The organism is Agathobaculum desmolans ATCC 43058, from assembly GCF_000701665.1.
GTDB classification, from domain to species: domain Bacteria; phylum Bacillota; class Clostridia; order Oscillospirales; family Butyricicoccaceae; genus Agathobaculum; species Agathobaculum desmolans.
The window spans coordinates 60,583-72,394 of sequence record NZ_JNJN01000004.1; the positions used below are offsets into that span (position 1 = coordinate 60,583).

Here is an 11,812-nt window from a genome sequence, read left to right on the forward strand (position 1 = left end):
GCAATTTTTACGATGCACTTGATTTTGGACGAACAAACTGATAAAATAAGCGTAGAATTCTTTATCAATTTTAAGTAAGGAAAGGAAGTCAAACCATGCCATTAGTAACTACAACCGAGATGTTCAAGAAGGCTTATGACGGCGGCTACGCAGTCGGTGCTTTCAACGTGAACAACATGGAGATCGTTCAGGGCATCACCGAAGCAGCCGGCGAGCTCAAGAGCCCGGTTGTGCTGCAGGTATCCAAGGGCGCCCGTGCTTATGCAAACCATAAGTATCTGGTGCACATGGTACAGGCTGCGGTTGAGAATTACCCGGATATCCCGATCGCTCTGCATCTGGATCACGGCGATTCCTTCGAGCTTTGCAAGTCCTGCATCGACGGCGGCTTTACCTCCGTTATGATCGACGCTTCTTCCAAGCCGTTCGAGGAGAACGTTGCGCTGACCAAGCAGGTTGTTGAGTATGCCCATGCGCACGGCGCTGTTGTTGAGGCTGAGCTGGGCACGCTGGCCGGCGTAGAGGACGAAGTTGTCGTAGAAGCCGGCAAGGAAAGCTACACCCATCCGGAAGAGGTAGAGGAATTCGTTTCCCGCACCGGCTGTGACTCGCTGGCGATCGCAATCGGCACTTCCCACGGCGCTTACAAGTTCACCCCCGAGCAGTGCACCCGCAATGAGGAAGGCATCCTCGTTCCGCCTCCGCTGCGCTTTGACGTGCTCGAGGAGTGCATCAAGCGTCTGCCGGGCTTCCCGATCGTACTGCACGGCTCTTCCTCTGTACCGCAGGATATGGTTAAGATCGTAAACACCTACGGCGGTCAGATGCCGGATGCCATCGGCATTCCGGAAGAGGAACTGCGTCACGCGGCGCAGCTCGCTGTCTGCAAGATCAACATCGACTCCGACATCCGTCTGGCGATGACCGCGATGATCCGCAAGCACATGGCGGAGCATCCGGATCACTTCGATCCGCGTCAGTACCTCAAGCCCGCCCGTCAGGCTGTCAAGGAAATGGTCGCGCACAAGATCGTCAACGTGCTCGGTTCGGACGGCAAGGCTTAAGTTTTGCTTTCAAAAAAGGCTGCGTATCAACGCAGCCTTTTTGAGACTGTTCGAAAAACTTCGTTTTTCGAACAGTCTCTCGATCGAAACCACGCTTTCGATCGAATCTGCGACTGCGAATCGCGCCCTTCGGGCACAATTCTCCGTCGTCTTGTATAAAAACCCACGCACATGTCGCGGGTTTTTATGAAAATTGCAGTTTACTGCAATTTTCTATTTGATGCGCGCTGCTGCGCGTATTGCTCACGCTTCATAACAAAATACTTTTTCGACAGACTGAAGGCTGCGTATCAACGCAGCCTTTTTTCTGTGCCGCAGAAATCAAATGCTGACATTAGGCTTGCGGCAATGGGTATGGTTATTTCGTGCTTTACACTATAAAAGCGGTGTGCTATAATACTATCATCATAACAGGAAAATTGGAAGTGGGAGGGAATGACCATGAACCGAAAATTAAAGGACGAAGATATGGATATCCTGTTTCGCGGTATTTTAAAACTGCAAACCGTGGAAGAGTGCTACGACTTTTTTGAAGATCTGTGTACGATTGCCGAGCTGCGCGCAATGGTGCAGCGGTTTCAGGTGGCTCGGATGCTGGATGAAGGACGCATTTACAGCGATATCGTGCAGGAGACCGGCGCCTCAACGGCCACAATCAGCCGCGTGAATAAGTGTCTGGTATACGGTTCGGACGGATACCGCCGGATGCTGGACCGCCTGAAGGAAGAAAATGAATAGTTATCAAACCCTGTCCGCTTATTACGACCGATTCACCGAGGATGTGGGGTACGCGGCGTGGGCCTCTTTTTTCGAGCGGCTGTTTGCCCGGGAATCGGTCGCGCCTGCGCTGATTTTGGATCTGGCCTGCGGGACGGGGAGCTTGACTAAGCTGCTGGCAGACCGCGGGTATGAGATGATCGGTGTGGACGCATCGCCCGAAATGCTGATGCAGGCGATGAACAACACGATGGACTGCGAACCGCGGCCGCTGTTTCTCCACCAGCGGATGGAGGAGCTCGATTTGTACGGCACAGTGGATGTGTGCTTGTGCTGTCTGGACAGCGTCAATTATGTGACCGATCCGGCAGCATTGCAGCGTGCGTTTGAGCGCGTATACCTGTTTTTGGAGCCGAAGACCGGTCTTTTTGTTTTTGACATCAATACCCCGGAAAAGTTTGCCCGGATCGATGGGGAAAGCTTTGTCCGTGAGGATGAGGATGTATTCTGTGTGTGGCAGGCGGCGGTAGAGGGGGCATTATGCGCCTATCAGTTTGATATTTTTGAGCGCAGCGGGGCACAGTGGTCGCGTGCGCAGGAAACCCATGAGGAACGCATTTATTCCCTGGCGGAGCTGATGGGGATGCTGGAGAAAGCCGGCTTTACCGAAATCAGAACCTATGGGGATCAGTCCTTTGCGCCCGTTCAGGGCGGGGAGGATCGCATTTATTTTACAGCACGAAAGCGAGATTAAACGATGAGCGATATGATACTTCGCGCGATTGCCCGTGATGCGGGCATTCAGATCTCTGCCGCGGTCACGACCGGTCTGGTCGAGCGTGCGCGGCAGATCCACCATGCAAGTCCGCTGGCTGCCGCGGCACTGGGCCGTACGTTGACGGCAACAGCGATCATGGGCAGCCAGCTGAAAATTGAGGACGGCTCCGTAACCGTACAGATCAAGGGCAACGGGCCGCTTGGGACGATTGTCTGCGTAGGCGATGCGGATGGTTATGTGCGTGGCTATTTGCAGGATCCTGCGGCGGATCTGCCGCTGCGGGCGGACGGTAAGCTTGCCGTAGGTGCGGGCGTGGGCCGCGGCTACCTGATGGTCATCAAGGATATTGGCATGAAAGATCCGGTAACCGGCACCGTCGCACTGGTCAACGGTGAGATCGCAGAAGACCTGACACGTTATTTTGCAGAAAGCGAGCAGATCCCCTCAGCCTGTGCGCTGGGGGTGCTGGTGGACACGGACCGCACGATCAAAGCGGCCGGCGGCTGGCTGGTGCAGCTCATGCCCGGCGTAAAGGATGCTGATATCGATCGGCTGGAAGCCAATTTGGCGGATATTGCGCCGATGACCACGATGCTGGAGCAGGGGATGACTTTGGAGCAGATCGTGCAGACTGTACTGGAGGGCTTTGCCGTCGATTTTCTGCAGACCGACCCGATCGGCTACCGCTGTGCATGCAGCCGGGATAAGGTGGAGCGTGCACTGATCAGCATGGGGAAAAAGGAACTTTCGAAAATGGCGGAAGAGCAGGAAGTTAGTGAAGTGACCTGCCAGTTTTGTGATAAGATTTATACGTTTACCCGTGAAGAATTACAGCAGTTGTTAGCGCAGGCAGAAAAATAAAAAACTTACGAAAAAACTGTTGACATTTCACTGAAACTTCGATATAATCAATCTTGCCGCTGATGAGTACGGCGGCAACGGTTTGGCCCGGTAGCTCAGTTGGTTAGAGCGCCAGCCTGTCACGCTGGAGGCCGTGGGTTCAAGTCCCATCCGGGTCGCCATTTCTTTCATTGGAAACAATGGAAGAAAATTTGCCTCTGTAGCTCAGTCGGTAGAGCAGGGGACTGAAAATCCCCGTGTCATTGGTTCGATTCCGATCGGAGGCACCATTTTTCAAATTGCACCATATGGTGCAATTTGAAAAATTATATTGTATTGCGGTATGCAATCCTAATTTCATATGCGGCTGTAGCTCATCTGGTAGAGCGCCACCTTGCCAAGGTGGAGGTAGCGAGTTCGAGCCTCGTCAGCCGCTCCATTTTGGTACCATAGCCAAGCGGTAAGGCGTGGGACTGCAACTCCCTGATCCCCAGTTCGATTCTGGGTGGTACCTCCATGAAGCACTCCATACGGAGTGCTTTTTGTTTTACCTGCAAAAACAGAAAGAGTGTATAGCTGCGCGGTGATGCTTGCCTGTGTGCCGGTTTTTTGCTACGATAAAACCGCTGGGGAAAGCATAAGAAAATCTTAAGAAATTTATAGTGAAAATCAACAGAAAGCTTTGATAGGATAGAACCATAGAGGAGGGGGACGCCATGGAGCAATTAAAGGTATTGGTGGTGGATGACGACCGGGAGATCGTGGACAGTATCGCCATTTTCCTGCAGGCGGACGGTTATGCCGTTGTCAAGGCCTACAATGGGCTGGAGGCGCTTGATATCGTGATGACGCAGACTGTGCATCTGCTGTTGCTGGATATCATGATGCCGGAGATGGACGGCATTAAAACGCTGCTGAAGGTGCGGGAAAGCAAAAATATCCCGATCATTCTGATTTCGGCCAAGAGCGAGGATGCGGATAAAATTCTTGGGCTGACGGCGGGCGCGGACGACTATATTACCAAGCCATTTAACCCGTCCGAGCTGGTTGCGCGGGTCAAAAGCCAGCTGCGGCGGTATACGCAGCTGGGTGCGATGCAGGTGACGGAAAAACAGATTGCCATCCGCGGGCTGGTGTTGGATACCGAGAGCAAAACGGTTACGGTGGATGGCGAGACGGTGCGCATGACACCGCTGGAATACAAGATCCTTGAGCTGCTGTGCCGTCATCCGGGTCGGGTGTTCTCGACTGAGGAGATTTACCGGCAGGTGTGGAATGATGAGATCGTGTCGGATAACGCGATTGCGGTGCATGTCCGTCACATCCGTGAAAAGATCGAGATCAACCCGAAGGAGCCGCGCTATCTCAAGGTTGTATGGGGCGTGGGTTATAAGATAGAGAGGAGCGAGTAAGTATGAAAAAAGTGGTGCGGTCGCCCATTTTGAAGGGGCTGGCTTTTGCGCTGTGCCTGGTGTGCGTGGCCATGGCGGCGCTGACAGCCGGAAATACATTCGGCTGGTTTCTGGACGAAGCCAATGAGCGCGGGGATCAGATATATATGCTGGAATCCCGCTTTGAAAATTCCCAGATGCTCAACCGCGGATTCAGCGCGGGTGCAATGCTGCTGGACAGCGCGCTGGTGGGCAATCACAGCGAAAAAGAGCTGGCTCAGCTGATGGAGGACAATTTCCGCGGCGATTACTATGCCAAGCTGGGAGACAGAGTGCTGAAAAACGCGGATCTGACAGAGACAGAGGTGCGGGAATCAGCGTTTTACCTGCTGCTCAAGCCGGGCGACTGGGAAGGAAATATCACTTTTTATGACGATTACCTGCTGTCCAACTGGGACGCGAACTATGAGGGATACTGGGGCAGTGAGGAGATGGAGGCCGCGGCCGCAGCGCGGCGCGCGGCGCTGCAGCCGGGCGACTGCATCCTGCTGCGCATGACCGACGCGCAGGCAAACGAGCTGCGCGCAGTATGGGAAGAAGGGCGCGATCGGTTTAACGACGCGCTGATGCGCGTGATCGTACTGTTCCTGCTGGCGCTGTCGGCCTTTATCTATCTGCTGTTTGTCACCGGACGCCGTGCGGAGGACGAGGAAGTCTATATGGTGCTGATTGACCGGATGTTTGCTGAGTGCAATCTGGCGCTGATTGCAGGCACGGCGGTCGGTACGGCGGCGGTGATTTTTGTGGTGCTGGACGAAGTGTTTATGCGCGACGGCATGGCGCTGCAGGCGGTACTGTATCCGCTGACCGCGCTGCTGGTGTGCGCGTTTGCGCTTGTGATGGAGCTGATTTTGTCCCTGACACGCAACCTGAAAAATCACTCGTTTGTGCAGCGCTCGTTCATTTTGCGGGCGGGCAAGTGGTGCTGGAAGATGGCGGTACGCGCGGCGAAATGGTGCTGGGAGCTGCTCCGCAAGTTGGGGCGGGCGATCGGACAGGCACGGGATGCTGTGGCAAGCGGCCTGTTCCGGGATTACAAGGTGCGCAATGTGGCGCTGCTTCTGTTGGGCTATACGGCTGTGCTGGCGTTCTGTGCGACCATGTTCGGCGCGATGATGGATTACGGAGAAGGTCTGCTTGCATTTTTGCTTGGTGTCGCATGGTTTATTGCCGCCGCAGGATTTGTGCTCAAGCGGGTGCAGGGGTTTGACCGCATCGTAGAGGGTCTGAAACGCCTGCGTGCGGGCGAGCTGACCTACAAGCTGACCGATATGCCGGTGGGGGTGCTCGCGTCTATGGCGGAGGATATCAATTCGCTGGGCGATGGGATGCAGGCAGCCTTACAGAACGAGATCCGTGCCGAACGCATGAAGAGCGAGCTGATTACCAATGTCAGCCACGACCTCAAAACGCCGCTGACCTCGATTCTGAACTATTCCGACCTGCTCTGTCAGGAGCACCTGACGCCGGAGGAGGCGAATGATTACGCCAAGATCATCCACCAGAAGGGGATGCGCCTGAAAAACCTGACGAGCGACCTGTTTGACATTTCCAAGGTGCAGTCCGGGGCGGAACAGATGATCTGCGAACGGCTGGATGCCTGTACGCTGGTGCGGCAGGCGCTGGGGGAGCAGAATCGGGCGATCGAACAGGGGCACTTGACACTGCGCGTGGATATTCCGGAGCAGGAGCTGCCCATCTGGGCGGATGGACGCAAAATGTCCCGCGTGATGGAAAACCTGATCGGCAACTGCTTGAAATATGCCATGCAGGGAACCCGCGTGTTTGTATCCGTGCGGGAGCGGGAAGGCGGTGTGGAGATCGAGCTGAAAAACATTGCCAACTATGCGATGGATTTCGATGCGGATACGATTACCGAGCGCTTTACCCGCGGCGACGCGGCGCGGTCGACCGAGGGCAGCGGATTGGGGCTGGCGATCGCCAAAAGCTATGTAACGGCCTGCGGCGGTACGCTGTCGGTCGATGTGGACGGCGATCTGTTCAAGGTGCGTATCCGCTTTGACCGGTATGCGTGAAGATCGCGTAACCGAAAGAATCGTTTGTTATCAAAAACACAAAACCGAGGACTTGTGCCTCGGTTTTTGTGTTTTAGGAATATGGTGCCGGATGTGTATGAGCTGTTAGGGTGTAACGGTATGGAAGTACAGCACCCATCTGCGTCGGTTACAGCTTGGTATAGCCGCGCGGGGAGACAATGGCGTCCAGACGCAGACCGGCGGCGCATGCAGGACAATTTTGCCCCCGGATAAAGTTTTGATAGTGGGGGAAATCCTCGCCGGAAAATAGCCGGATGACAGGCTTGCCGCCCAATTCGGACAGGTTGGAGAACAGCGCGGCATAGCCGGCGGCACGGCCGCCGTAGTATTCAACGCATTCGCGCGCCTGCGAGAGGGTTTGGCCGGTCGAAGCGGTATTGACCAGAATGAGCACGTTGCGGTGCTCGATCATGGGGCGCAGATTGTCCGCAAAGACAAACTGACCGTTGACGTTGCTGTCCGGTTCGACCAGATAGATGGATTTGTTGCCGTTCATGCTGCTGAGGCCTGCGGTTGACAGCTCGCGTGCCAGATAAGCGCCGATATATTCGGTTCCTTCCATGCACATCAGGGTGTCCACACTGACGGAAGAAAGATGGAAGGCGATGCTGCGCGCGGCTTCCAGCGCCATGTTCATGTTGTGTTTGATTTCGGACATATCAATATAATAATTGATATGCGAATGGTTTGTGGCAAAGTGTCCCGGGATCGCATTGGCGTAAAGCTGTTGGTTGACACGGGACGTGATACGGATCGGCTGCTGCATGGCCAAACCACCTTTCGCTTGTTTATTTGTTCCTATTATATACCAAGGGGCGCTGCGGCACAATAAAAAACAAACAGGAACAACCGATCGGTTGTGTGGGCGGGGCAGTGTGCGGCAGCAAAAGAAAAAGCGATCCGTTTGGATCGCCTCAGTCTGTCGGAAAAGTATTTTGCTATTAAACGTAAGCAACACGCGCGGCAGCGCGCATCAAATAAAAAATTGCAGCCTGCTGCAATTTTTATAAAAACCCGCGACATGTGCGTGGGTTTTTACACAAGACGACGGAGAATTGTGCCTGAAAGGCGCGATTCGGCAGTCGCAAATTCGATCGAAAGCGTGGTTTCGATCGAGAGACTGTCGAAAAATGCATTTAAGATATGAAAATAAAGCCCCGCCCTGCCGATGCAGCCCAATTAGTAACCTGCACGAATGGGCAGGTGGGTTTTCTGTTTGGTATGTCTGCGCTTCCAACATCCGTGTATACCCGGGAGGCCTGCGGCTCGATACCAAAACTTTCCGAAATCCCGTACTAAAAATGTGGGTTAAAAAAAGACTGCTGTCGTACAGGGCAGGGATTTTGCCTTGCCTGTGCCGTGCACCGGCGGGAGAGATTACTCCTCTTCTTCTGCCTCGGCACGCTCCATTACGATGGCGAAAACCGCATCGGCGATCTCATCGTCTTCAACCGCTTCCAGCATTTCTTCGCCGTCTTCCATGACGATCTGCATGATCACGACCTCGGCATCTTCCTCAACGGCAAGCTCTGCCGGGATAAAGGCAAGATAGGTCGTACCTTCATATTCCACCGTATCGATGTGTTCGAATTCCACTTCGTTGCCGTCCTCATCGATCAGGGTAACAAAATCGTTGCCGTATTCCTCGCTCATGGCGCCGGCACCTCCTTATGATTCGGTTTGACAGCGGGGAGGATATCCCGCTTTCTGTTTTAAGCATAACAAATCATATTCGGTTTGTAAAGCCCTATTTGCAGAAGGCTCACAGCCATAGTATGCGTTCCATGCTGACTATCATACCAGTAAAAAATCCGGAAATAAAGCCTTGACTTTTGCCTGCCAATCTGATATCCTATCTTAGGTAACAAGGAAGAAGGCAGTGTCCTCACCCGCAGCAAACAGGCGAACGGGTCAATAAAGCACAGGGTCGTTTTGTGCGGCTTTGCGGTTTTATGTATGGGAGGACGGTCGCTTTTGATCGGTCCTTTTTCTTTTTGTCTTAACCTATCATCCGTTTGGAGGTGCTTACCAATCAGCAGCATGGAACATCAGATCAATGAAGAGATCCGCGATAAGGAAGTCCGCCTGATCAGCGACAGCGGCGAACAGCTTGGTATCGTTCCGATCCAGCGGGCGCAGGATATCGCCGTGGAAAAGGGTATGGATCTGGTCAAGATCGCCCCGCAGGCCAAGCCGCCTGTATGCAAAATCATGGATTACGGTAAATTCCGTTTCGAGCAGGCCAAGCGCGAAAAGGAAGCGCGTAAAAATCAGCGCGTCGTGGAGATCAAAGAGATTCGCCTGACCCCGAATATCGATATCGGCGACCTGAACACTAAGGTTAAAAACGCCTGCCGCTTCTTAAAGGACGGCGACAAGGTCAAGGTCTCGGTCCGCTTCCGCGGCCGCGAGGTCACACATGCGTCGCTCGGTCAGGAACTGCTCCATCGCTTCGCGGAGCTGTGCGCGGAATGCAGCACGGTGGAAAAGCAGCCCAAGCTCGAAGGACGTCAGATGCTTATGTTCCTGGCGCCCGTCAAGGATAAGTAAACAAAAGCGCGTCCGTCGCGTAAATTCAGAGAGGAGCAAACCCTTATGCCTAAGATTAAAACGCACAGCGGTGCAAAGAAGAGATTTTCCGTTACCAAGAACGGTAAGTTCAAGCGCGGCCATGTAGGCAAGCGCCACCTGCTCAACGGCCATGGAAAGACGACCAAGCTTAAGCGCCACCTCCGCAAGGAAGGCTTCGCCGACCAGACCAACGTAGCGCAGCTCAAGCGTCTGCTGCCGTACAAGTAAGTAAAAACACATCTTTCATATAGGAGGCAAACACAATGGCAAGAGTTAAGGGCGCAATGATGACGCGCAAAAGAAGAAAGAAGATTCTGGGGCGTGCCAAGGGCTACTGGGGTGCCAAGTCTACCCATTACCGTGTAGCCAATCAGGCTGTCATGAAGAGCCTGAAGTACGCTTATATCGGCCGCAAGCAGAAGAAGCGTGACTTCCGCCGCCTGTGGATCACCCGCATCTCGGCTGCTGCCAAGACCTGCGATATGAACTACAGCCGCTTCATGAACGGTCTGAAGAAGGCCGGCATCGACCTGAACCGCAAGATGCTTGCGGATCTGGCGGTAAACGATAAGGCTGCGTTTGCGGCTCTGGCTGAGAAGGCCAAGGCTGCGCTCTAAGCGTTATCTGCATAGGAACGATTAAAACGCTCGCTTTTGCGGGCGTTTTAGACTGCGAATCGCGCCCTATGGGCACAATTCGCAGTCGTCTTGTATAAAAACCCACGCACATGTCGCGGGTTTTTAAAAAAATTGCAGCTTTCTGCAATTTTCTATTTGATGCGCACTACTGTGCGAAGATTTTTTTGACAGTCTCAAACGCCCGCTTTTGCGGGCGTTTTTTCATCGGGGAGTAATGGTGGGCTAAATGTAACATTTTTGTTACTTTACAAGAATTTTATTTGATTTTTGTGTATGATCTGCTATACTATAACATAGAATATATTAGGGAAAAGGAGGTGGCAACATGATCAGACAGTTGAAAATCCCGCAGAAGCCCGACCGGCCGGATATTGATGATTTGATCTTCGGTGAGGAGCATGAGACGCATAGCGATAAGTAAAAACGCTAATGGAAATGTCCACGCAGGGCTTGCAGCAGGTAACGTGCAGCCGCGTGGTTTTTTTATATTTATTTCCCAAAAAATATAGGGGAGTTCCATTCTGAATATGAAAAGACGTCTTATCAAAGGGTAACGCCCGAAACGGTTTTCCGTTTCGGGCGTCTTTTTTATCGTCCGGAAGAGATGGCGGTCTTCAACCGGTTGAGCGCGGCTTGGAACCGTGGTTCCTGCCGGATCGGGTCGTAGCGTTCGTCCTCCTCGATGGCGCGCAGAGTTAACTGACGCATTTCGTTCAGCTCGTTTGCGCTGGGCACCTGTGTCTGCACATCAGAAAAGTAGGGATTGTCGCAATAGTTCAGCGTGCGGCTGAGTTGGGCTTCGATATACTGTTCGAACAGGTCTAGGGTGCGCGCGTTATCGTGTTCGTCCTGTGCAAGCATGATTTCGAGCAGCAAGCCGTTGGAGGAGTCCGTGCCGAACAGGGCATCCAATGCGCGATAGGTTTGTACGTAGAGATGCGCGGCGGCAAAATCCCCGCAGCGACGGGATACGGTGGTCAGGCTCATCAGTGCGGTGGAAGTTTCACCGAGATGGGTCAGCAGGGCGCGGTGCGCAAGCTGGGCGGCTTCCTCCAACCGATCCTGTGCCAGATGCAGCCCCAGCCGCAGCTGCTCAGGATCGACAATTAGTTTTTGCGGCAAACTGTCGATCAGCGCCTCGGCTTCCTCATATCGCCCGAGCATGGTGAGCATATTGATGCGCAGGCTCTTGGCCATCAATTTTTCGCCGGTTTCCGTACACTGCTGCTCGCCCTGCTCGAACAGTGAGAGACAGCGGATGGAGATGTCTTCGGCGGTTTGTGTGGCATCTGCTGCATTATTGAGCGCAGACGCAATATAGTGGTAGTATAGGCTGCCGACGGTGAGTTTGAGCGAACCGCAGGTAGGATACTCGCGCAGCAAGTCATCGGCGGCAGTACAGCCGGCATCAAAGCCTTGTTCGTCAAAAATGCAGCGCAGCCGGTCGGAGAGAATGCGCAGCTCTTCGGCGGTTGGTGCGGTCTGAAAAGCGAGAAGTTCATCGGTCGTCAGGCCGAGGGCGCGCGCGAGCGGTGGCAGCAGCGTGATATCCGGATAGCTTGAAGCGGTTTCCCACTTGCTGACAGCCGCGGCGGTAACGCCGATCATGCCGGCAAGCGCTTCCTGTGTCAGCCCTTTTGCACGGCGCGCGGCAAGAATGGTTTGTCCGATCTGTAATGACATAAAAATCGTCCTT

At 53.8% G+C, this 11,812-nt stretch carries 12 protein-coding genes, 4 tRNA genes and 1 other RNA gene; 13 read left to right on the forward strand and 4 right to left on the reverse strand.

Going from position 1 to position 11,812, the window contains the following annotated elements; genetic code table 11:
• Nucleotides 1-95 precede the first annotated feature (95 nt).
• From fba to T363_RS14930, 10 genes are all read left to right on the forward strand, one after another.
• On the forward strand, nt 96-1,064 hold the full coding sequence (gene fba, locus T363_RS0102140; RefSeq protein ID WP_031472810.1) for a class II fructose-1,6-bisphosphate aldolase: 969 nt from the start codon (nt 96-98) through the stop codon (nt 1,062-1,064).
• A gap of 441 nt (nt 1,065-1,505) precedes the next feature.
• Entirely contained in the window at nt 1,506-1,802 is a 297-nt protein-coding gene (locus tag T363_RS0102145) for a YerC/YecD family TrpR-related protein (RefSeq protein WP_031472812.1), read from the forward strand.
• The gene (locus tag T363_RS0102150) at nt 1,795-2,535 is read left to right on the forward strand and encodes a class I SAM-dependent DNA methyltransferase (protein WP_031472814.1); all 741 of its coding nucleotides are present in this window, start codon (nt 1,795-1,797) and stop codon (nt 2,533-2,535) included. The genes T363_RS0102145 and T363_RS0102150 overlap by 8 nt, the downstream gene beginning before the upstream one ends.
• 3 nt (nt 2,536-2,538) lie before the next feature.
• On the forward strand, nt 2,539-3,420 hold the full coding sequence (gene hslO / locus T363_RS0102155) for an Hsp33 family molecular chaperone HslO (RefSeq protein WP_031472816.1): 882 nt from the start codon (nt 2,539-2,541) through the stop codon (nt 3,418-3,420).
• A gap of 84 nt (nt 3,421-3,504) precedes the next feature.
• A tRNA-Asp gene (locus T363_RS0102160) sits at nt 3,505-3,581 on the forward strand.
• A gap of 32 nt (nt 3,582-3,613) precedes the next feature.
• Nucleotides 3,614-3,689: transfer RNA gene (locus tag T363_RS0102165), tRNA-Phe, on the forward strand.
• A 73-nt stretch (nt 3,690-3,762) separates the two neighbouring features.
• Nucleotides 3,763-3,838 (forward strand) — tRNA-Gly (locus T363_RS0102170).
• A gap of 4 nt (nt 3,839-3,842) precedes the next feature.
• Nucleotides 3,843-3,916: transfer RNA gene (locus T363_RS0102175), tRNA-Cys, on the forward strand.
• 199 nt (nt 3,917-4,115) lie between these two features.
• Nucleotides 4,116-4,811: a response regulator transcription factor gene (locus T363_RS0102180; protein ID WP_031472818.1), complete on the forward strand. Its 696-nt coding sequence runs from the start codon at nt 4,116-4,118 to the stop codon at nt 4,809-4,811.
• Nucleotides 4,812-4,813: 2 nt separating this feature from the next.
• On the forward strand, nt 4,814-6,886 hold the full coding sequence (locus tag T363_RS14930; protein WP_031472820.1) for a sensor histidine kinase: 2,073 nt from the start codon (nt 4,814-4,816) through the stop codon (nt 6,884-6,886).
• A 148-nt stretch (nt 6,887-7,034) separates the two neighbouring features.
• Here the strand turns inward: T363_RS14930 and T363_RS0102190 are convergent, their stop codons facing one another.
• From T363_RS0102190 to T363_RS0102200, 3 genes are all read right to left on the reverse strand, one after another.
• Nucleotides 7,035-7,673 (reverse strand): type I phosphoribosyltransferase, encoded by a 639-nt coding sequence (locus T363_RS0102190; protein WP_031472822.1) that lies wholly within the window; start codon nt 7,671-7,673, stop codon nt 7,035-7,037.
• A gap of 384 nt (nt 7,674-8,057) precedes the next feature.
• A non-coding RNA gene (ssrS, locus tag T363_RS15410) (6S RNA) lies at nt 8,058-8,251 on the reverse strand.
• A 33-nt stretch (nt 8,252-8,284) separates the two neighbouring features.
• On the reverse strand, nt 8,285-8,560 hold the full coding sequence (locus T363_RS0102200; RefSeq protein WP_031472826.1) for a DUF1292 domain-containing protein: 276 nt from the start codon (nt 8,558-8,560) through the stop codon (nt 8,285-8,287).
• Between the two features lie 387 nt (nt 8,561-8,947).
• On the opposite strand from T363_RS0102200, the gene infC reads away from it, so the two are divergent.
• The 3 genes from infC to rplT are packed head-to-tail and all read left to right on the forward strand — an operon-like array spanning nt 8,948 to nt 10,095.
• On the forward strand, nt 8,948-9,457 hold the full coding sequence (gene infC, locus T363_RS0102205) for a translation initiation factor IF-3 (protein WP_034971463.1): 510 nt from the start codon (nt 8,948-8,950) through the stop codon (nt 9,455-9,457).
• Between the two features lie 45 nt (nt 9,458-9,502).
• Nucleotides 9,503-9,706: a 50S ribosomal protein L35 gene (gene rpmI, locus T363_RS0102210; protein WP_031472830.1), complete on the forward strand. Its 204-nt coding sequence runs from the start codon at nt 9,503-9,505 to the stop codon at nt 9,704-9,706.
• Nucleotides 9,707-9,741: 35 nt separating this feature from the next.
• Nucleotides 9,742-10,095, forward strand: a complete 354-nt coding sequence (gene rplT, locus T363_RS0102215) for a 50S ribosomal protein L20 (protein WP_031472832.1) — start codon at nt 9,742-9,744, stop codon at nt 10,093-10,095.
• Nucleotides 10,096-10,704: 609 nt separating this feature from the next.
• Here the strand turns inward: rplT and T363_RS0102225 are convergent.
• Nucleotides 10,705-11,799, reverse strand: coding sequence for a helix-turn-helix domain-containing protein (locus T363_RS0102225; protein WP_031472834.1), 1,095 nt, complete (start codon nt 11,797-11,799; stop codon nt 10,705-10,707).
• Nucleotides 11,800-11,812 lie beyond the last annotated feature (13 nt).